Genomic DNA, 22,040 nt, shown 5'->3' with positions numbered 1-22,040 from the left:
TATATGTATAACGTCATTGTATACTTATAAAAGCTGGCGAAAAATACGAAACGGCGGTTATTAAAAGCCTCCGATGTAGAGAAAACCGCATCGGAGACTGAACGAACTATATGAAAGTATAGTTTCAAATTGCTTGTCAAATTTGCAGCATTACGTCGCAGAAGCTGTCAGGTGAAGGAAGCTCTATATCACCCGTTCGCTGCGCAAATTCTATTATGGCCTTATACAATCCGACAAACATTCCATTGCACATACGGTCGGTGTCATCCTCGAGATATTTCGGGAACAGCTTTTTATATCCTGTGATAAAGCGTTCAACAATACCGGAATATTCATCCATCAGCGGCGCGAGATACCTGTCCGCAATAGCATAAAATTCATCCTTCTGTTCTTTGGTGAATGCTGTCGATGTAACTATCAGTTTTCCGTCGGCATCTCTTACGATATAACCCTCCTGTATGGCAAGAGCTGTCTCATCTGCATCATCCGAATGACCTGTCAGTAGAATATCTTCACACACATCGATATAGTTTTCATACATCATATCTCGGCGTGACAGTCCGCCAAAGCCACAGTATACAGTATGCGTGTAATGCCCTCTTCTCCCACTGCCTCCATTATGCAGAATATTAATATTGTTTCTTTCGTGCTTTCCTGTTTCCATATTGCCGAGATAACACCATCTGAAACCGTCATACTTTGCTTTTATTTGCGGTCTCGGAAGATTGCAAAAGCGATTTCTCGCATATTCAAAGGCCATAATGCCATATAGGTAAAACAAATCCTTCGGAGCTTTTCCGGCTTTGTAAAAGCTTATTTTATCTGCTTCTTTTGCGATGGATTTTAAAGCAGCGATTATTTTATCCATCATCGGCATAAGTACTTTTTCAGAGTTTTCTTCGCAATATATACCATATTTATCCGACCAGATAATAAAGTCGGTTTGATATCTTCCCTTTGATGGTTCAATGACAGCTTCATGTTTTATCAGATTGTCGATCCGATCTTCGATGTAATATGCGGGAACTCCGCAAATCTTTGCAAGTCCTTCAATACTCTGTGGTTCGTCATAACAATAATATAAGATATTCTGCGACAGAGCATCATTGATATATACATCCGGAAACGGCACATTTTTCACGTGAAAGTTTCCGTTTCCGTATATATCAATTCTCAGTTTCATCGGTCTCAGTGCGCTTTCTTCCATTTTGGTACACTCCTTTTTCAATTTTCTCCGTGCTTCGGACAGTCTCCATGTGACAGTTCCTTCGGGAATTCCGAGCTTCACGGATATTTGTTTTGTAGAAAGACCGTCATAATAATAAAGGATAATGATGTCGCGGTAAATTGTCGAAAGCATTGCGATCTTCCGCCTCAGAAGATCATAAATCTCATTGTTTTCTTCGGTATCATCATTTTTCTCGGGTATTTCCTCCGGCATATCATAAGAATACATCGCGCGTTGTCGTCCCTGATGCCGACGGAATGCTTTTGTTACGTTTTCAGCTATGCCCCACAACCACGGTTCGAAACGGTTTTGATCTCTGAGCTTCGGCAGCTCTCTGATAGCAATAAAAAGGATTTCCTGTGAAAGATCAGCTGCTTCCTCACTTGTAAAAGTCCTTTTTACTGCATAGGCATATACTTTATCTACGTATAATGCCATAATTTCCGCATTCATCATTCTCACCTGCCTTTCGCATAAAAAGTGCATCAATATGGGTTTTCATTGGGTGCTTATAAGAAATTTTTACACGGTAATTTTATAATCACGCCTTATATGGAAAGCACACTGGTATATGGGCTTTTCTTACAATACAACTTTTTTCACTTATAAAACAAGGATTATTTAATTGTTGTTTTAATTATAATGTGAATTTATACGGATACCACTTGCAAAATTAATTTATCGGTGTAAAATAAGAATGAGTTTTTGATACATAAGGAGAAACAGCATATATGAGCGAAGCCGTTTTAATAGTTGACGACGAAAAAGAAATTGCGGACCTGGTAGAGGTATATTTACAAAATGACGGTTATGAGGTACATAAATTTTACTCGGCAAAAGAAGCGTTATTTTGTACGGAGCACACATCTCTCAGTCTTGCAATACTGGATGTTATGCTGCCTGATATGGACGGCTTTACGTTATGTCAAAAAATCAGAGCGAATCATCTGTTTCCGATTATCATGCTGACGGCAAAGATCGAGGATATCGACAAAATAACAGGCCTTACATTGGGGGCTGACGACTATATTACAAAGCCCTTTAATCCGCTGGAGCTGATCGCCCGTGTAAAAACTCAACTCCGCAGGTATAAACGGTACAACACCGGAGATCAAGGCACACAAATTGTCGATGAATATGACATTAAGGCATTACACATTTCTCACAGCAGCCACAAATGCACATTGAACAGCAAGGAACTATCTCTTACACCGATTGAATTCAATATCTTATGGTATCTTTGCGAGCACAGGGGAACCGTTGTATCATCGGAGAAATTATTCGAATCAGTCTGGTGTGAAAAATATCTGGACAACAACAACACAGTCATGGCACATATTGCCCGGCTGCGTGAAAAGCTTCAAGAGCCGGCAAGAAAGCCGAAAATAATTAAAACTGTCTGGGGGGTAGGCTATACCATTGAATAGCAATGATAAATTAAAAAGCAAAAGAAAAAACTACAGGAGCCAGATTGCACGCCGATTTGCAATTCAATATGTTTTTGCGCTTGCCGGTTTTGTCGCGGGCTTTTTTTTGCTTGCTTTATCAGCATGGAAGTTTTTAAGCGCGTTTACCTGGCAGCCATACGATCCGCTTTATGTCTTTTTCCAATTTATAAAAACATATATTGTGGTGTTTATCGGCATCCCGATTTTTGCCGGATGGGCATGGATCACTTATTATTTTATGGGCAAGCCGCTTCGCTTTCTTGATGATATTATAACAGCATCCGAAGCTTTGGCCAACCCCACTGACACACAAATTCTTTTACCAGATGCAATGAAGAACATACAGGATGAATTGAATCAAGTCCGGGAAAGCGCTCTGCGCAATGCGAAACTTGCAAGGGATGAAGAACAAAGAAAGAATGATTTGATTGTATATCTTGCGCATGACTTAAAAACGCCGCTGACCAGCGTTATCGGTTATCTGACACTGCTGCGGGACGAGCCCGATATTTCACAGGAGCTGCGCGCGAAATATACGGGGATCGCGCTTGACAAGGCAGAACGGCTGGAGGATTTGATCAACGAGTTTTTTGATATTACCCGTTTTAATCTCACTGCAATTACTTTGGATTATGAAAACATCAATCTAAGCCGTATGCTTGAGCAAATTATCAACGAATTCAATCCCATTCTGGCGGAAAAAGGGCTGCGCTGGAATACGGCTGTACAACCGAATATTGATATCAGCTGTGATCCGGGCAAGCTGGAACGCGTATTTGACAACCTGATCCGCAATGCTGTCAACTACAGTTATCCTCAAACAGATATCCGGCTTTCAATGCTTCTAAAGGAAAACAATGTGGAAATACAAGTATGCAACCGAGGAAAAACAATCGCGCCTGAAAAATTGAATCGGATCTTTGAACAATTCTACCGGCTTGATTCCTCGCGTTCAACCGCTACCGGCGGAGCCGGTTTAGGGCTTGCCATTTCGAAAGAAATCGTCAAATTACACGGCGGAATAATCACCGTGCAAAGTTCTGATGATGACATTATTTTTACTGTCCGGCTTCCCGTAAATCGTCAGAAAATCGTATGATTTATCATAGAAAATGATAAGAATTTCAAAATATAAACCGAAAGCATTCAGCGCCTCGTTTTGATATTATAAACATGTCAAAACGAGGCGCTTTTCTCCGGCGTTTTTATAACTCAAGATATCGGTTATATTTAATATGCTTTTTATAATAACAGTTTCATAATAAATTGGTATGTACTGTCTCTAAGCTCAAAAGAATGAAGGAGAATATGAATAAAAGAAAGCCTTATCAACGAATAAAATCACATTCCGTAAAACACCGCAATCGAAGCGGAAATTTGTCTTCTGCATTATTCCGCTGTATTATTACTGCTATAATAATTATCGGAGCGGTTTATCTTCTCAAGATAATTAATCCGGATAAACAAAAACATTCATTATCATCCACCGGTATAAACGATATCTCCACCGATTCTGTAAATAACACCGCAAGCAGTGAAAATACAGTAAGCGTTGATAACAAATGGTATTTAATGCTGGTTAATAAATGGAACATTATACCGGATGGATACCAGTTCAATCTGACCAAATTAAGCGGCGGAGAGTCAGTTGATTCCCGCATATACCCCGCATTACAGGAAATGCTTGATACGGCAAAAAAAGACGGAGTATATGCCGTTGTCGTCTCCGGTTATAGAACATCCGCCATACAGCAAGATTTATTAGACAATAAGGTTGCGGCATATAAAGATCAGGGATATGGTAACGACGAGGCAAAAGCGTTGGCTGAAGCATGGGTCGCTGTTCCGGGAACAAGCGAGCATCAGATCGGACTGGCTGTGGATATCAATGCTGACGGAATTCATTCCGCCGGTTATGAAGTTTATGATTGGCTGAACAAGAATAGTTATCGATATGGCTTTATTTGTCGATATCCGGCTGATAAAACAAAAATTACCGGCGTCATTAATGAACCCTGGCATTATCGATATGTAGGAATTAATGTGGCAACAGAGATACATAATCGAGGTATTTGCCTTGAGGAATATTTGAATAAAACAAATTGAAATACTCCGAAAATTTTATAATTATGACGGCTTCATATTACCGCGAAGAATAAATAGCAATATACATAACTATTTGCGCTGTCTTTTAATAAGCACGTCAATAAACGCACCCATATTTGAGAAAAGTTTTTGTTATATTACTTTTCTCTATAAATTGTGACTCACATCACAAGCTACATCATGAGCCAATTAATATTTGATTGCCGTTATAACAAATGGCACTCGGCGCTGTTTTTCAAGCAGAGATAAAAATAAAAATAAATTTTCTAATCAGTAAAAGGAAGTACAACATCATGAACAAGCTCAACATCGTCATATTGTTTGGCGGATGCTCTTCAGAGTACGGCGTTTCGCTTGAATCCGCATACTCTGTCATTTCGAATATGGATTCCAAAAAATATAATCCCATTCCGGTCGGTATTACAGAAAGCGGTGAATGGTATTTATTTTCCGGAGATTATAACAAAATAATAGAAAATACATGGCTGAACAAAACGGACTGCCGTCCTGTCATACTGCCGCCGAACCGCAACGAACACAGGCTACTCGTTTTCGGAAAAGCAAAAATTGAAATTGTCGAAATTGATGCCGTATTTCCGGTTTTACATGGTAAAAACGGTGAAGACGGCACGGTTCAGGGGCTGGTGACGCTTGCCGGACTTCCTCTGATAGGCTGTGGTGTTCTGTCATCCGCGCTATGTATGGATAAGGACAAGGCGCATAGGCTGGCTTCTCTTTCAGGCGTTGCCGTTCCGAGGGCACTGTCTATATCACAACAAACTTCATTAAATGTAATTTCTTCCTTTGCCGATTTAATCGGATATCCGCTGTTTGTAAAGCCAGTTAAATCCGGCTCCTCTTATGGCGTTACAAAAGTACAGAATAACTCAGAGCTTGCGGATGCAGTCAGCAATGCATTCCGGTATGATGATCAGGTTATTGTCGAGGAAAATATAGCCGGCTTTGAGGTGGGCTGCGCAATAATGGGAAGCGATACGCTGACAATCGGAGAGCTTGATGAGATTGAGCTTTCAAGCGGATTTTTTGATTTTGTCGAAAAATATACATTGAAAACATCTGCGATTCATGTGCCTGCCCGAATCAACCAAAAAAAATCAGATGAAATAAAAGAAACAGCGCGGAAAATTTATAAAGCGCTGGGATGTTCCGGCTTCGCTCGGGTGGATCTCTTCCTGACCCCAGATGGAACAATTGTTTTTAATGAAGTCAACACCATCCCCGGATTTACCGAACACAGCCGGTTTCCGGGGATGATGAAAGCCGCCGGAATTTCGTTTTCCGAAGTCCTTTCTTTCGTCATAGACGGGGCGGTGTCAAAATGAGCTTGGTAAAATTATCAAACGGCAGCTTTCACGCCGGAAATCTGATTCTGGTTAATCAAAGCTATTCCTGCCAAAATAATACCGAGCGGTCTCTTGTTCCGGTAATTGATCAAAATGAGTCTGTTTTATTGAACCGTGCCGCTGTCGTATTGCTGTCCAGTCTTATGGAGAAGATACATGGCTGGAAAAATATTGTGCCGGTAAGCGGCTGGCGTCCAGTGCAGGAACAACAGAAAATATGGGATGATACCATGGCAGAAAGCGGAGAGGAATTCACAAAAAAATTTGTGGCGGTCCCGGGACACAGCGAACACCAAACCGGGCTTGCCATTGATCTTGCTCTGGAAAGCAAGCAGATCGACTTCATCTGTCCGGACTTCCCGTATACAGGAATTTGTCAGATCTTTCGCCGGAAAGCGACTTCATACGGCTTTATAGAGCGTTATCCATCCGGGAAAGAGGCGATCACCGGGATCGGTCATGAACCATGGCATTTTCGATATGTGGGCGTTCCGCATGCCGACATTATGGATGAGCTTAATATGACGCTGGAGGAATACATCCCGTTTTTAAAAAAATACCCATATGGACAGCTGCCATTCAGATACAAAAAAAATGGAATTGTCGTGGATATTTCTTATCTGCCGGCTGATTTTGCGGGTGAAACTAAAATAGATATCAACACAGAATTGCCATACTCCATTTCAGGCAACAACGTAGACGGATTCATCATAACGGAATGGAGGAATGCCGATGACGGGCAAAAGAGATTACAGCGGGCTTGACTCCTTCCGGTTGATTGCAGCTTTTTTAGTTATTGCCATACACACCTCGCCACTTTCAAGCATTGATATGAATGCGGATTTTTTTCTTACACGCATTCTTGCAAGGCTTGCTGTCCCCTTCTTTTTGATGATTACGGGGCAATTCGTCCTTTCCGAGTATGTTTTATGTGAATATAAAAGCATGTACGGAATATGGAAGCAGCTTAAAAAGCTCGCTGTGCTTTACGGCATTTCAATACTTGTCTATCTCCCGCTGGGTATTTATGCAGGACATTATAAAGATATCGGAATATCTGATCTGCTGCGTATGCTTTTATTTGACGGCACTTTTTATCATCTGTGGTATTTTCCGGCTTGTATTCTCGGAATTCTGCTTGTTTGTCTGTTATGTCGCTTTTTATCTGTCAGGGCGACCTTTGCGGTATCCGGTGTTTTGTATCTGATCGGATTATTTGGTGACAGTTATTACGGGCTTATTTCCGGCGTCTCCGGCATAAAATCCGCTTATGATTTCGGCTTTCAAATTTTCACCTATACTCGAAACGGTTTATTTCTGGCACCCGTCTTTCTGCTTTTAGGCGCATACTTCGGACGGAATAAACGCACTATAAAACCGGGTTATTCCGTAATAGGCTTTACCGTATCTTTTGTCATTATGACAGCTGAAGCCTTTGTGCTGCATCATTTTCAAATGCAGCGTCATGACAGCATGTATATAGCCCTGCTGCCTTGTATGTTCTTCCTATACCAATTGCTTTTATCTTGGAAAACGAAAAAAATAAAATCATTGAGGTCATTATCAATGCTGATGTATATCATACATCCGGCAATGATTGTCGCTATCCGCGGCGCGGCAAAAGCAATTCATATGACCCAGTTGTTTGTGACAAACAGCCTCGTTTATTACTCATTGGTTTGTGTGTCATCTTTTGTGATGGCTTTTGGGCTTATCTGCTGTGCCAGACATATAAGAAAATCCTTTGATCCGCGTGCCCGGGCATGGATCGAATTAAATCAGGAGGCTCTGCGGTACAATGTATCAATGCTTCGTTCCTTTCTGCCTCAAAACTGCCGTTTAATGCCGGTTGTCAAAGCGGAAGCCTACGGACATGGCGCGGTACTGATTGCCCGGGAGTTGAACCGAATGGATGTGGATTGCTTCTGTGTGGCCTCTGCCGCAGAGGGCGCGGAGCTTCGAAAAAACGGGATTTTCGGTGAAATTCTTGTGCTTGGATATACCCATCCCAGCCAATTCCGGCTTCTCCGCCGCTATAATCTTAGCCAAACGGTAGTCGATTTTGCATATGCGGAAAAGCTAAATTGTTATGGGAAAATGTTTCATGTACATATCGGCATCGACACGGGCATGCGACGGCTCGGAGAACGCAGCGAAAATATTGAAAATATTTGCGCTATTTTTCATATGAAGCATTTGAAAGTTGATGGTTTGTTCACACATCTGTGCGCCGACGATACCGATGCCCCGGAGGACATAGCTTTCACAAAGGCGCAGGCGTCCGCTTTTTATAAGGTTGTTGACCAGTTAAAAGCGGAAGGTTATTGCCCGAGGCTGCACCTTACCGCAAGCTATGGCTTGTTGAATTATCCGGAGCTTCTGGAGGATTATGCACGAGTAGGAATTGCGCTTTACGGCGTGTTCAGTTTGAAAACTGATACGGATAATAGCCGTATTCCGCTCTGGCCTGTTCTTTCTCTGAAAACGCGGATCGCTTCGGTAAGAGAAATGCATTGCGGCGAGTCTGTCGGATACGGACGTGATTTCATAGCCGAGCATGAAATGAAAATCGCCACCCTGGCAATAGGGTATGCGGATGGTTATCCCCGCATCCTTTCAAACGGAGCAGGCGAGGTGCTGATAAACGGGTGTCGAGCTCCTATTGTCGGAAGGATTTGTATGGATCAGCTTATGGTAGATATTACCGGAATCCCCAGAGTTAAAACAGGAGACATCGCTGTGCTGATCGGCAAATCCGGAAATGAAAGCATTTCCGTCGGAGATATTGCCGAAAAAGCAGGCACAATTACAAATGAAATCCTCAGCCGGATGGGAACGCGGTTGGAAAGAATTATAACATAAATATAATTGCTATTTAATAATAATCATTGTTTTCACAACTGAGAGTTACACATAATTCATATCAAAATAACTTTTTGATTATTATTAAATAACAGAATATTGGCCACCGTAGCGCGCAGCTATGGTGGCCTTTTATATCGGTATAAGGCAGTATGTTTGATATAATACGAACGAATTTCTACGTTAGAATAGGAAAGCAACAAACAGCTTTCTTAAAATAATTTTTATACAATTTCAAATTTTATATTGCTTAACATGGAAAAACGCGGTATAATTGAATTTGCAGCAGACAATGCTCAGTTTGAGTAAAGCTTAAAATCAAATGGGAAAAGGTATAAATCGAATCAAGAGGTAATGATTAATGAGTAGATCCATATTTTCATTTAGTCCGATAATGCTGTTATCCATGGTTATTTGCTGTATATTTATAATATGTGCAACAGTTATCATTGTCGTAATATTAAACAACCGTTATAAATTAAAAAAAACAAAAGCAGAATTTAAATCAACAAAAAGTAATATCGAAGATTTAACCAGAAAGTAAATAACAATGAATTTTAAACATTATGCAAAATAAGTATATTGTATTCGATGTCGAAACACCTAACTCTGCCAACGACCGCATGAGCGCGATTGGTATTACCGTTGTGGAAAACGGAAAAATTTCCGAAGATTTATACTTTCTCGTAAATCCCGAGGAACGCTTTGATTATTTTAACATAAATTTAACCGGTATTACTCCCGATTCGGTTGCGGACAAGCCGGCTTTCCCCAAACTATGGAAAACCATAGAACCTCTGATGGGAAGCGGATTGCTGATAGCTCATAATGCTCCGTTTGATATGAGCGTTCTGGCAAAATGCCTGTGCCATTATCAGATAAGCTGGCGTCCGTATACATATTACGCATGTACCTGCAACATGGGACGGTTCTGCTTCCCGGAGCTGACGAATCATAAGCTGAATACCCTATGCGATTATTTCGACATTGATTTACATCATCACAATGCCGGCAGCGACAGCCGTGCCAGCGCACAGCTTTTGATGCTCTACATGGATAACGGAATAAACACAGACAACTTTATCCGCAGCTACGACCTCATAAATCTGCGAACCGTTCAGGAAAAGCGAAGAATGAAGCCCGGATCAGGCTTGGTCGATATAAGGAAATATTAATCATGAGCAGCATTGAAGAAACATTGCAAAACCGTCTATTCGCTCTGCAGGATATAAAATACCGCGATTTTCAATGCAAGCTCATTCCGACAGTGAACCCAAAAACGATGATCGGAGTGCGCACACCGGAATTACGCAAGCTGGCGAGAGATCTCAGTAAAACGCCAGAGGCATCTGAGTTTCTGAAAAGCCTGCCGCACAGGTATTATGAGGAAAACAATTTACACGGATTTCTGATTGAGCAAATAAAAGATTATGACACCTGCATCGCGGCGCTGGATACGTTTCTCCCTTATGTGGATAATTGGGCGACCTGCGACCTGATTAGCCCTGGAATATTCATAAAGTATTTGCCGAAGCTTCTTGAAAAAATAAAAGAATGGCTGAAATCCGATCAAATATATACCGTGCGGTTCGGCATCGAAATGCTTATGAGCTTTTATCTTGATGATCAGTTTGCGCCGGAATACAACGAGCTGGTTGCGGGAATAAGATCACTGGAATATTATATCAACATGATGATCGCCTGGTATTTTGCCACGGCGTTGGCCAAGCAATATGATGCCACCCTGCCCTATATCGAGCAACACAGGCTTGATGCATGGACGCACAATAAAACCATACAAAAAGCCGTCGAAAGCTATCGAATCTCCGATAAGCAGAAAGTATATCTGCGGACAAATAAAGTAAAAATTTTAAATAATAGTGTTTTATGACATACAAAAGGCTGCTGCTTGTTCGATTCAGAACATGCAACAGCTCATTTTCATAGTATCTAGTTTACTGCCTAGTATCTTTTATTTTACCGACGCAAGAAATTCCCTCGTGCGGTCGAATTTCGGATGACAGAATATCTCATCCGGCGTTCCTTCTTCGAGGATAATGCCATTGTTCATGAAAATAATTCTGTCCGCGACATCTCTGGCAAAGCTCATCTCGTGAGTAACGACCACCATCGTCATTTTTTCCTCGGCCAAGGCTTTCATTGTCTGCAATACCTCAACGGTCAGCTCGGGATCAAGAGAGGATGTGGGTTCGTCAAAGAGCATTATGTCCGGCTTTTTCATAAGCGCCCTGGCTATGGCTACTCTCTGCTTCTGACCTCCGGAAAGCGTCCCGGGCATTGCGTCCGGTTTATCTGAAAGCCCCACTTTTTTTAAAAGCTCCTCGGCGCGTGCACATATTTCCTCACGCGGCACGGCATTTGACGGCAAATTTTTATTTGCTATTATCAGCGGCAGCTCGAGATTGGCACGTACAGAAAGATGAGGAAAAAGATTGAACGATTGAAAAACCATTCCCATTTTTGATATAATCCTTGCGATATCCTTCTGATGCGTATAAACGCCATCGCGGACTATATGCTCGTTTTCTATTATTATCGAGCCTTTTTCAACTCGTTCGAGATCAATAAGGCAGCGCAAAAGCGTGCTTTTCCCGCTGCCGGAGGAACCGATCACGGCAATTATTTCATTGCGGCGCACCGAAAAATTTACGCCGCGCAGGACATTATTATCGCCGAAGCTCTTTTCAAGCCCGACAGCTTCAATCATTATTCCGGAATTCTGAATGTTCATGCACACCGCCCCTTTCAATACGCAAATTTATGTTCTAGATAATTAAACAGCTTTGTCAGCGCATACGTCATAACAAGATAAAACAATGCCGCGATAAAAAACGGAAAGACATTCGATGTGCTCGTAACGAGAGCCTTTGTAAGATTCATAAGGTCAGAAAGACTTATCGCGGTGACAAGCGACGTGTCTTTTACAAGCGTTATTGTTTCGTTTGATACCGGAGGCAGCACGACGCGGAACATCTGAGGTATCACGACGCGAAGCATAGTCTGCGTCTTTGTGAACCCGAGCACTTTTGCGGCCTCATACTGACCTTTTTCAACCGATAAAAGTCCGCCGCGGAATATTTCACAGAAATATGCCGCGTAATTCAGCACAAAGGCGACACATGCGGCCGGAAATCGATCCATAACCAGGAATTTCCCTATTCCCGGTAACTTAGGAAGACCGAAATAAATGAAAAACAGCTGAAGCATAAGCGGAGTTCCGCGCATGATCAGCACATAAAAACGCAATATGAACTTTAATATTTTGCTTTTTCCGTGCATTACAAACGCCATCAACAGCCCCAACGGAATCGAGAGAATAATGGTGACGGCGAACAGCCCGATGGTATATTGTAAACCCGGAAGGATAATTTTGATCGTGTTTAAAATGCTTTCTGCGGTATGTTTTAAATCCGGAAGGATTATTTTGATCGTGTTTAAAATGCTTTCTAAGGTCATATCAACAAAATTCTGGAGAGCGGAAGAAAGGCTTCCGCTCTCCGCCTATCATACGTCTTATTTCTGGTTGGCGATTATATATTCGAGGAATGTCTTGTCTCCGATAATGGCATCGATACGTCCGGCCTGGAGATCAAGATAAGCTTCATAAAATGTCGAATATTCCTGAAGACCCGCAAAGCTGTCCTTGAGTTCCTTGTTGGCATCGGTATTGATTTCGTCAAGCGCTGCGCTGCCGGCTTGAGTGCCGACCTTTTTACCGGCGAGATCAGCTTTCTTAGTTATACCGCTGTCTTTTCCGACGAGAATGACCTGAGCGTTTGCAAGATACGGCTTTGACATTGTGAATATTTCTTTCCTGTCGTCACGGACAGACATTCCGCTCCAGATGCAGTCGATATTCTTGGAGGAAAGCTCGAGCTCCTTCGTTTCCCAATCCACAGGCTGAAGCTTCAGCTCTACTCCCCATTTTGCGCAAAGAGCCTTCGCAAGATCGATATCAAAGCCGGTATATTCGCCGGTCTTATCATCGACAAAACCCATCGGAGGATATTCCTTGTCAAACCCGAGAACAAAGGTACCTTTCCCAGTGATATAGGTAAGCGAATCATCAGGAGAATTCGCTTCTCCCTTGGAGGCAAAGTCATTTCCTTTAAGTATAACGTCGCTGCCGAACCATTTTACGGCGATATTTTTGGCGGTACCGTCGGTATAAAGTCCGTCGAGAATCTCCTGTACCTTTTCGGCAAGCGCGTTTTCGCCTTTGCGGAAGCCGATGGCATATTCTTCTTCTCCGAAATTCTCGTCAAGTATGACAAATTTTTGGGAATTGTCACCGCACGCGGAGAGGACGCACGTAAGCATCGCCGCGGCAAGAATCAACATAAGTATTTTTTTCATTGCTTTAAAGCTCCTTATAAAAATGTAGCGCGATTCGCGCAGAATCATATTACAAATTGATTATATATGATTTAATCAAAAAAAGCAATACCGATTTAACACTTTAACAGATTATAACGTATATTTATATGATGTCTCCCGAATTGTAATACCAGTATGATTTATAAACTTTATAACTCCCGATTACCGTACAACTCTCAAAACAGAATCATATAAAGCGATTTTTAGTAGTATTTGAGGTGAGTTTCATAAGTTTTTGAATTAAAATTGAATCCTATTAAATTTATTAACATAAAAGCATTATTTTATTATAATATATACAAAGTTATAAAAATTTTAATTATGATAAGTCATGCATCAACTTTGTTGTAACTTTCTTTGAAAAATTTAAGGTGGTTTTGGCATATGAAAATTGTAAGTATCAAAAAGTGGCTGACTCTTTTTATCGGTGCGGCGTTTATTATTCTTATTATAGTACATATAAATACACTATTTACATTATCCCAAAAGCAATTTCAGTCTGATAATATCGATATTGCTTTCAGGAATAGTTTTATTCAATTATGCAATAATTTAAATAATAAAGCCACCGATGCAAGCGATAAACAACGGTTGTATGTGGAGAACTGCAAACATGCGTACTTGTGCTTTACTGTGTTTAACAGCACGACATATTCAAACAACAAGTATATGAATGATATAATTCTTAAATTATATAACCTGAGCGAAGATGATAAGCTATATGACTCTCTTGATGCTTATATAATTCAAAAATTAAACCGTCTATGTCAAAACATGAAAGATGATGTATTGATAAAGGAAATACATGATAAGTTATGCCAATGACAGCATTTTATAGATAGTTAAATATTTAAACATGTGTACCTTATTTACAAAATAACCTTAAAATGGCGTAGCCGAAAGGCTGCGCACTTCCGTATATAATTACCGTTTTGAATAATTTGAGCCATCTTTAAATGTTATCATGGGACCATTCTGGTTTCCCTTAATTGAAAAACAACGCTGATTCTCGAAATAAGACGAATAAGGCGATTTATCTACAGCTTTTAATGAACCATCAGAATATAACAAGCATATCACGAATATTCCTCCTGAGAAAAGTAAAAACAGAATAGCAAAAAGGAATACAGACTTATTATTAATACGAGATAATCTCACCTCCATTTTCCTCCTTTCCATAACAAAGCAAATTAAATGCCATTTAAAAGTACTTTCTGTCAAGGCTCCGCAGCTGAACAGCCTCAAGCACATGATCAGACCCGATCATGTCCTCTCCTTCAAGATCGGCAATAGTCCTTGAAACCCGCAGGATTCTGTCGTATCCCCTCGCTGACAAGTTAAGGCGTTCAAAGGCGGTCTCAAGCACGTTTTTCGCGGCTTCACTGTAATTACAGTATTTTTTCGCGTGTGACGGACCGAGCAAACCGTTTGCAAAAACGCCGATCTCCTTATATCTTTCCGCAGCGATCTCACGCGCTTTTTCGACGCGTTTCCTAATTTCAAAAGAGGATTCGGACGAAACCGGAGCGGTGATCTCGTCAAATGAGACCGCCGGAACCTCGATCTGGATATCTATCCTGTCAAGCAGAGGACCGGAAATTTTAGACAGATATTTTTCAACAGCTGCCTTTGTGCATGTGCATTTGCGCTTTTCGCTTCCGTAATAACCGCATGGACAGGGATTCATTGCGCAAACCACCATGAACGACGCGGGAAACGTGATCTTTCCTGCGGCGCGTGTTATTGTAATGACGCGGTCCTCAAGCGGCTGGCGCAGCACCTCAAGCGCTCTTTTATCGAATTCCGGGAGCTCGTCAAGGAAAAGGACGCCATTGTGACACAGAGATATTTCACCCGGCATAGGAACGGCTCCGCCGCCCGCAAGACCGGCGAAGGACATGGTATGATGCGGCGCGCGGAACGGACGTACCCGAACCAACGATTCGTTCGGTGGCAAAATTCCGCTTACCGAATGGATTTTCGTGGTTTCTATCATTTCACTGAAGCTCATTTGAGGAAGAATGCCCGGTATTGCCTTTGATATCATGCTCTTCCCGCTTCCGGGAGGACCGATAAGCAGCACATTGTGCGCCCCGGCGGCGGCAATTTCTATTGCGCGCTTTGCGGTTTCCTGTCCCTTTATATCCGCGAAATCTATCGCCGGGGCAACGAACCCGAAAGCCGATTCCTTTTCGAACACTGCTTTTTCTATCTGCTCCGCACCGTTGAGATGTGCAATTAATTGTATAATATTTTTTACGCCGTAAACGTCTATCCCGTCGACGACGGCTCCTTCCGCGGCATTTTCCGCCGGGATGAACACCCGGCGTTTACCGTCGGCCTTGGCCGCGAGACACATAGGCAAAACGCCTTTGCACGGACGCACATCACCCGTCAGAGACAGCTCTCCGATAAAACAGGCGTCCGAAAGCTCGGCCGAGGGCATCACGCTCTGAGCCACGATCGCGACGATGATCGCGAGGTCGAATCCGCTTCCGCTCTTCTTGCGGTCGGCAGGCGCGAGGTTTACGGTAGTGCGTCCCTTGATAAACGGAAGTGAATTATTTGAGGTCACGGCATGTATGCGTTCTATCGCTTCCTTGATGGCCGCGTCGGGCAGACCGATTATTTCTATCGACGGCAATCCTCTGTCGGAAAAGCATTCAACTGTAACGGTGAATCCTTCTAGCCCGGAAAGCGATGCTGAATATACTGTTGTAAGCATGATCGATGCTTTCCTCCGTAATTTTGTTTTCGTTTAACGTGGTTTTATGTAAAATATAATTATATTGCTTAGCTCGACTGTCCTGTGTATATTCGGGCAAAATCCATACTATATTATTCATCAGTAATTTATTATAGCACATAAAACGGACGTTGGCAACAATCATCGCCATGATTTGACATTATGCCTGTCAAAACACGCCTCGAATTCATATTATATATAGGGCGCGAATTATAGCGCCTCCATCAGTTCTTTTTGAAAGAAGCGGTAGCGTAATGAAAAAACAATATGAAAAAGGAAATAATTATATAATAAACCAGGCCGGCGGCATGACGCCTTCCGATACATCGGAGCATACAATGGATATTGATAAATCAGGATTAATAAAAGTGGGACCAAAAGGGAACGAGTATATCGATTGTTCCGCATATATCTCCGAAAGTAATGCATTTTCCCAAAGTAATGCATTTTTACGAAGCAAAGGCGAAGAAGATGATTCAATCGGCATTGAAAAAAAGACCGGTGATATCGTTACTTTAAAGCGTGACGCCGTTTATATCAACGGTATACCGGTTCCGGCACGTTATATCGGTGTGCCGCTTACCGTATCTGCGGAAAATAACGGCGTGCTTTTATTAAGAGAAATATGTTCATGGGTTGATAAAAGCGAAATAAATTACGAAATATGAAATATAAATACTTCTGAAAAGGCGGTTTCTCAATGGATGCCGCCTTTTTTACGTTATAGTCCATAATACGGCTTTTTTCTTGTATTTTCTACTTGAATTAAAAATACATAAGTGTTATAATACAACAGTATGCTCAGAAGTGAGATAATTTCGTCATAACATCGTTAAGAAAATAACAAACATATACCCAAGGAGGACTTTATCCGTGGCAAAAATTAAATCGAATGTACCGTTTAATGGTACGCCAGAGCAGGAGCAAAAGCTCAATGAGATAATCGCACAGCATAAGAATGAAAAGGGTGCGCTCATGCCCATAATGCAAAAAGCACAGGATATCTACGGCTATCTTCCTGTTGAAGTACAAATCATAATCGCGGAGGCTCTCAATGTTCCGCTTTCAGAGGTGTACGGAGTTTCTACATTCTATTCTCAGTTTGCTCTCGTTCCGAAGGGTGAAAACGTAATCAGCGTCTGCACAGGCACAGCCTGCTATGTAAGAGGCGCGAAGCTCATAGTCGAAGCTGTTGGCAAAGAGCTCGGCATCGGTCTCGGCAAAACAACTGCAGACGGCAAGTATACTTTCCAGGAAACCCGCTGCCTCGGCTGCTGCGGACTCGCGCCCGTCATGGTTGTCAACGGCGAGGTTCACGGAAGACTTGTTGCTTCCGATATCAAAAGAATTATCAGCGCCATTAAATAATCCGGCATTATGGACTGTCGGGATGTGACTAAGAAAGGCACATAATATGAAGATCAGCCGTATCAGAGAACTGCTCAACGCCGAGATACTTTGCGGCGCGGACAAAGCCGAAAGCGAAGTAAGCTCCGCCTGCGGAAGCGATATGATGAGCGATGTGCTCGCTTATGTAAAGGAGCAGGCCGTTCTTCTTACCGGGCTTGTCAATCCGCAGGTCATACGGACAGCAGAGATGATGGATATGAAATGCGTCGTCTTTGTAAGAAGCAAACGTCCTTCACCGGAAATGATATCATATGCGATAGACTGCGGTATCGTGGTAATGGCGACCGATATGCGTATGTATGAGGCTTGCGGCGTCTTGTTTTCCTCGGGACTCAAATATGAGTGAATCTTTAAAATTTCACTATAATGTAGATGGCGAAAATTTTTCATCAGCCGGAGAAGCGGCAATACTTTTGAAAAAAAAGCTCCGTCAGCTCAATTTTGATCCCGAAACCATCCGCCGCGTTTCAATCGCAATGTACGAGGGCGAAATCAATATGGTCATTCATGCCGGAGGGGGAGCGGCCGATGTATATATCACAGAAAATGATATTACCATCGTGCTTGAGGATCACGGCCCGGGAATTGCCGATGTGGATCTCGCCATGCAGGAAGGATATTCAACCGCGCCGGAACGTATCCGGGCGCTCGGCTTCGGAGCCGGCATGGGGCTTCCTAATATGAAGCGCTATACTGATGATATGATTATAGAAACCGAGGTCGGCAAGGGTACGAAAATCACAATGACAGTAAATATCAAATAAAAGTCAACAGAGTAATTGTGCATTCTTTTTGTATGTCAAAGTCCATATAACAGTAAAATGGTTTCAGGTAAATCGATATTTAATCGGCAATTTATTACATAGTAATCACTTTATTTAGGATAATGCATATATCAAAGCTATTTCCCTTATGAAGCACGATTATTAAATTACCTGATTATAAATTAAAAGGAACCTCTGATAACAAAAACTTACAACAAAATGAGAAGCAGCTGTCGCTGCTGCACAATCGATTTTAAATACAACGTTGCGAATTATCGTGTTTTCATAGGTTACCTAAAAACACATGGGAGATAGTCATCATGCCTGATTACAAGCATTCGGTATCGCTTGATGTCTCGAAATGCAAGGGCTGCACCACCTGTCTCAAGCGATGCCCGGTCGAGGCTATCAGAATACGCGACGGGCATGCTCAAATAAACGCCAAGCGATGTGTCGATTGCGGCGAATGCATAAGAGTATGTCCATACAAAGCAAAAAAAGCCATAACCGACGACCTGTCCGAGGTTATGAAATCCAAGTATAAAATCGCGCTTCCGGCGCCGTCGCTTTACGGACAATTTGACAATCTTGATGATATTGATTATGTTATTCAAGGACTGCTTGACTGCGGATTTGACGAAGTGTACGAGGTAGGCGCCGCCGCCGAAATCGTAACGGGTTATACTCGCCGGTATTTAAAGCGGGACGATATTCCCCGCCCCATAATAAGCAGCGCGTGTCCTGTGGTGGTCAGGCTCATCAGTCTGAGGTTTCCTTTCCTGTGTGAAAACGTAATGCCGATACTTCCGCCGATCGAGATTGCCGGACTTAAAGCGCGGCAGCAGGCAATGGAAAAGCATCCGGAGCTCAGGGCTGAGGATATAAACGTTTGTTTTATCTCACCATGTCCGGCAAAAGTCAGCTATGTAAAAAACAACCTTTCCGGGAATACCAATATTGACTCTGTGGTATCGATGAACGACGCTTATTTCGCGCTTCTTGGCGTTATGCGTAAATCCAAAGCTCCGCCGCCCGTTTCGTCGGTCGGTATGATCGGCATAGGCTGGGCGTCGACCGGAGGAGAAGCGACAGCAATTTTCCGCGACCGTTATCTGGCTGCCGACGGTATTGAAAACGTGATACGCGTGCTGGAGGAGATCGACAACGGAAATATTCCAGAGCTTGATTTTATTGAGCTCAACGCATGCAGCGGAGGCTGTGTGGGCGGAGTCCTGACAGTCGAAAACCCATATATAGCACAGGCCAGGCTTCAGACTCTCAGGCGTTATCTTCCCGTCTCTCTTAATCAGGTATACACTTCTCCCGGAAAAAACGAAGGATATATTCCTGACGGGTTTTTCTTAAAACACGGCCTGACATATCAGCCTGTTTCTCAGCTTGACAGCGACCGCGGCGAAGCAATGAAAAAAATGGCGGCACTTGAAAAAATCCTTCAGGAGCTTCCTATGATCGACTGCGGCTCATGTGGGTCTCCATCATGCCGCGCCTTCGCTGAAGATATAGTAAAAGGCGAGGTGTCTGCGGACGAATGTGTAGTGAAAATGCGAGCAAAGCTTAAAAACCAAATCGATAAAAATGATATTAAAAACAATTGAAGGGATCAAAGCTATGACTGCAAAAGAGCTTGCGAAAGGCCTTGGCGCTGAGATTCTCGCTATGTCCGACCGCGGAGCTGCGGCCGAGGTTGACGGCGCATATACCGGTGATCTGCTCAGCTATGTAATGGGCAACGCGGAACACGGCAACGCCTGGGTCACAATCATGACTAACATCAATATAATAGCGGTTGCTTTGCTTGTCGGAACGAGCTGTATAATCGTATGCGACGGTTCTGAAATTGATGATAACGTAGTTTCGGCCGCAAAGGTACGCGATGTAACTCTTCTGCGCTGTAAAACGGGCGCATACGAAACCTGCGCCTCGATATCCAGATTGATTTAACACCGTAATGCGTCTTTTTTACGATCTGCACCTTCATTCGTGTCTGTCTCCGTGCGGCGACGATGAAATGACCCCGATGAATATCGCCGGAATGGCAAAAATTCTCGGGCTTGATATTATCGCGCTCACCGATCATAATTCCGTCGCGAATTGCAACGCCTTTTTTGAAGCGTGCGAAATATACGGAATAGTGCCAATCCCGGGCATGGAGCTTACGACATCGGAGGAAATTCATCTTGTTTGTCTGTTTTCATCTCTCGAACAGGCCGACGAATTCGGAAGAATCGTGAAAAGAGTTCTGCCGGGAATAAAAAACCGTCCGGATATTTTCGGCAGACAAATCATATATGCTCCCGGAGATATACCTGCCGGCGAAGAGGAACTTTTACTTATAAACGCCGCCTCGCTTTCACTTGAAAATGCCGCCGACACCGTCCGTTCAATCGGAGGCATATGCTTTCCAGCTCATATTGACCGCGACTCCGGCGGAATCATTGCGATACTCGGCGATATGCCACCGTATCCAAGGTTCGGTCTGTGCGAAATCAGCGACATATCTAAAATTAACGGATATATTAAAAAGCACCCGCTTCTTTCCGGATGCCGCTTTATTTCCGACAGCGATGCTCATTCTCTTGAAACAATGAAAGAAGCGCGGAATGCGTTCGAGATTTCTGTCCCTGCAGGCGAAAATTCCGACACTATCCGCAGCGGCATTATCGAATATCTCCGATCATTAAGTCAACAATAATATCTGGAGGCACTCCGAAATGAAAGAGTTATCTCTGAACATACTCGATATCGCAATGAACTCGGTTAAAGCAAACTCAAAAAACATTGAAATAACGCTTGACGAGGACGATGACAAGCTTGTTTTTACAATAACAGATGACGGTTGCGGCATGAGCGAGGATACTGTCAAAAAGGTCACAAGTCCGTTTGTAACCTCCCGCACGACGCGAAAAGTCGGCATGGGCATACCATTTTTGGTTCTTGCCGCCGAGCAAACCGGCGGAAGCGTAAAAATCACCTCTCAACCGGGTAAAGGTACAACCGTAAGAGCAGAATTCATAAAGCATAATATTGATTATACTCCATTGGGCGATATCACTTCAACAATTATCACCTTGATTAATGGAAGCCCGGATATAGATTTCATATTCAGACATAATATGACCGATAGAGTGATATTTTTTTCAACGAAAGATATCAGAAAGGTTTTGGGCGATGTCCCGCTGTCAAACGCGGAGGTAATAACCTTTTTAAAGGAATATCTCAGCGATCAGTATGAAGGCAATCCCGGCTGATTCACAACATCAGAAACAATATATTATTTACATATATTATTCATTATGACCAAACAGAAAGGAATAAATCATGAAATCACTGCAAGAGCTTGCGGCAATCAGAGAGAAAATGAAGGATAAAGTTTCTCTTCGCGAGGGAGTTAACGACATTCGTGTCGTCGTCGGCATGGCAACCTGCGGCATTTCCGCCGGTGCGCGCCCCGTTCTCAACACACTCGTAGAGGAAGTCGCCAAAGAAGGTCTTTCCGGCGCAGTCACCGTCACTCAGACAGGCTGTATCGGCATCTGCCAGTTCGAGCCGGTCGTCGAAGTCTTCCAGGGCGGCAAGGAAAAGATCACATACGTAAAAATGACGCCGGTCAAGGCGAAGCGCGTCGTCGCCGAACACCTCAAGGGCGGCAAGCCGGTCGAGGAATACACGATCGGAAATGTAAAAGCATGAATT

At 42.9% G+C, this 22,040-nt stretch carries 23 protein-coding genes; 18 read left to right on the top strand and 5 right to left on the bottom strand.

What is annotated here, in order from left to right; translation table 11 throughout:
* Positions 1–136 precede the first annotated feature (136 nt).
* Positions 137–1,684, bottom strand: a complete 1,548-nt coding sequence (locus tag VB118_01975; GenBank protein MEA4831369.1) for an RNA polymerase sigma factor — start codon at positions 1,682–1,684, stop codon at positions 137–139.
* Positions 1,685–1,959: 275 nt separating this feature from the next.
* Between VB118_01975 and vanR the strand changes: the two genes are divergently transcribed.
* From vanR to VB118_01935, 8 genes are all read left to right on the top strand, one after another.
* Entirely contained in the window at positions 1,960–2,655 is a 696-nt protein-coding gene (vanR, locus tag VB118_01970; protein MEA4831368.1) for a VanR-ABDEGLN family response regulator transcription factor, read from the top strand.
* Between the two features lie 202 nt (positions 2,656–2,857).
* Positions 2,858–3,775, top strand: coding sequence for a vancomycin resistance histidine kinase VanS (vanS, locus tag VB118_01965; GenBank protein ID MEA4831367.1), 918 nt, complete (start codon positions 2,858–2,860; stop codon positions 3,773–3,775).
* Positions 3,776–3,984: 209 nt separating this feature from the next.
* Positions 3,985–4,782: a M15 family metallopeptidase gene (locus tag VB118_01960; GenBank protein ID MEA4831366.1), complete on the top strand. Its 798-nt coding sequence runs from the start codon at positions 3,985–3,987 to the stop codon at positions 4,780–4,782.
* Between the two features lie 293 nt (positions 4,783–5,075).
* A complete protein-coding gene (vanG, locus tag VB118_01955) occupies positions 5,076–6,125 on the top strand; it encodes a D-alanine--D-serine ligase VanG (GenBank protein MEA4831365.1) in 1,050 nt (349 codons plus the stop codon).
* Entirely contained in the window at positions 6,122–6,910 is a 789-nt protein-coding gene (locus VB118_01950) for a M15 family metallopeptidase (GenBank protein MEA4831364.1), read from the top strand. The genes vanG and VB118_01950 overlap by 4 nt, the downstream gene beginning before the upstream one ends.
* On the top strand, positions 6,879–9,008 hold the full coding sequence (gene vanT, locus VB118_01945) for a serine racemase VanT catalytic subunit (protein MEA4831363.1): 2,130 nt from the start codon (positions 6,879–6,881) through the stop codon (positions 9,006–9,008). Before VB118_01950 ends, vanT begins: the two co-directional genes overlap by 32 nt.
* Before the next feature lie 566 nt (positions 9,009–9,574).
* On the top strand, positions 9,575–10,183 hold the full coding sequence (locus VB118_01940; protein MEA4831362.1) for a 3'-5' exonuclease: 609 nt from the start codon (positions 9,575–9,577) through the stop codon (positions 10,181–10,183).
* Between the two features lie 2 nt (positions 10,184–10,185).
* Positions 10,186–10,899 carry a DNA alkylation repair protein gene (locus tag VB118_01935; protein ID MEA4831361.1) on the top strand — a complete coding sequence of 238 codons (714 nt, stop codon included), beginning with the start codon at positions 10,186–10,188 and terminating at the stop codon, positions 10,897–10,899.
* A gap of 81 nt (positions 10,900–10,980) precedes the next feature.
* Here VB118_01935 and VB118_01930 read toward each other — a convergent pair whose 3' ends face one another.
* The 3 genes from VB118_01930 to VB118_01920 are packed head-to-tail and all read right to left on the bottom strand — an operon-like array spanning position 10,981 to position 13,385.
* Entirely contained in the window at positions 10,981–11,760 is a 780-nt protein-coding gene (locus VB118_01930) for an amino acid ABC transporter ATP-binding protein (protein MEA4831360.1), read from the bottom strand.
* 14 nt (positions 11,761–11,774) lie between these two features.
* Positions 11,775–12,485, bottom strand: coding sequence for an amino acid ABC transporter permease (locus tag VB118_01925; GenBank protein ID MEA4831359.1), 711 nt, complete (start codon positions 12,483–12,485; stop codon positions 11,775–11,777).
* Between the two features lie 57 nt (positions 12,486–12,542).
* Positions 12,543–13,385, bottom strand: coding sequence for a transporter substrate-binding domain-containing protein (locus VB118_01920; protein MEA4831358.1), 843 nt, complete (start codon positions 13,383–13,385; stop codon positions 12,543–12,545).
* 405 nt (positions 13,386–13,790) lie between these two features.
* Between VB118_01920 and VB118_01915 the strand changes: the two genes are divergently transcribed.
* The gene (locus tag VB118_01915; protein MEA4831357.1) at positions 13,791–14,231 is read left to right on the top strand and encodes a hypothetical protein; all 441 of its coding nucleotides are present in this window, start codon (positions 13,791–13,793) and stop codon (positions 14,229–14,231) included.
* A 376-nt stretch (positions 14,232–14,607) separates the two neighbouring features.
* Here VB118_01915 and VB118_01910 read toward each other — a convergent pair whose 3' ends face one another.
* A complete protein-coding gene (locus VB118_01910) occupies positions 14,608–16,131 on the bottom strand; it encodes a YifB family Mg chelatase-like AAA ATPase (GenBank protein MEA4831356.1) in 1,524 nt (507 codons plus the stop codon).
* Between the two features lie 275 nt (positions 16,132–16,406).
* On the opposite strand from VB118_01910, the gene VB118_01905 reads away from it, so the two are divergent.
* The 9 genes from VB118_01905 (at position 16,407) to VB118_01865 (ending at position 22,037) form a co-directional block, all read left to right on the top strand.
* Entirely contained in the window at positions 16,407–16,820 is a 414-nt protein-coding gene (locus tag VB118_01905; protein ID MEA4831355.1) for a hypothetical protein, read from the top strand.
* Positions 16,821–17,025: 205 nt separating this feature from the next.
* A complete protein-coding gene (gene nuoE / locus VB118_01900; protein MEA4831354.1) occupies positions 17,026–17,520 on the top strand; it encodes an NADH-quinone oxidoreductase subunit NuoE in 495 nt (164 codons plus the stop codon).
* Between the two features lie 46 nt (positions 17,521–17,566).
* Positions 17,567–17,908 carry a hypothetical protein gene (locus VB118_01895; GenBank protein ID MEA4831353.1) on the top strand — a complete coding sequence of 114 codons (342 nt, stop codon included), beginning with the start codon at positions 17,567–17,569 and terminating at the stop codon, positions 17,906–17,908.
* Positions 17,901–18,326, top strand: a complete 426-nt coding sequence (locus VB118_01890) for an anti-sigma regulatory factor (GenBank protein MEA4831352.1) — start codon at positions 17,901–17,903, stop codon at positions 18,324–18,326. Before VB118_01895 ends, VB118_01890 begins: the two co-directional genes overlap by 8 nt.
* A gap of 320 nt (positions 18,327–18,646) precedes the next feature.
* Entirely contained in the window at positions 18,647–19,942 is a 1,296-nt protein-coding gene (locus tag VB118_01885; protein MEA4831351.1) for a [Fe-Fe] hydrogenase large subunit C-terminal domain-containing protein, read from the top strand.
* Positions 19,943–19,955: 13 nt separating this feature from the next.
* On the top strand, positions 19,956–20,288 hold the full coding sequence (locus tag VB118_01880) for a DRTGG domain-containing protein (GenBank protein ID MEA4831350.1): 333 nt from the start codon (positions 19,956–19,958) through the stop codon (positions 20,286–20,288).
* A 7-nt stretch (positions 20,289–20,295) separates the two neighbouring features.
* The gene (locus VB118_01875) at positions 20,296–21,039 is read left to right on the top strand and encodes a PHP domain-containing protein (protein ID MEA4831349.1); all 744 of its coding nucleotides are present in this window, start codon (positions 20,296–20,298) and stop codon (positions 21,037–21,039) included.
* A 19-nt stretch (positions 21,040–21,058) separates the two neighbouring features.
* Positions 21,059–21,595 (top strand): ATP-binding protein, encoded by a 537-nt coding sequence (locus tag VB118_01870; GenBank protein ID MEA4831348.1) that lies wholly within the window; start codon positions 21,059–21,061, stop codon positions 21,593–21,595.
* Positions 21,596–21,665: 70 nt separating this feature from the next.
* The gene (locus VB118_01865) at positions 21,666–22,037 is read left to right on the top strand and encodes a (2Fe-2S) ferredoxin domain-containing protein (protein ID MEA4831347.1); all 372 of its coding nucleotides are present in this window, start codon (positions 21,666–21,668) and stop codon (positions 22,035–22,037) included.
* Positions 22,038–22,040: the final 3 nt, after the last annotated feature.

This window comes from Oscillospiraceae bacterium (assembly GCA_034925865.1).
Classification (GTDB): Bacteria; Bacillota; Clostridia; order Oscillospirales; family SIG627; genus SIG704.
This window is presented reverse-complemented; position numbering and strand designations above follow the sequence as displayed.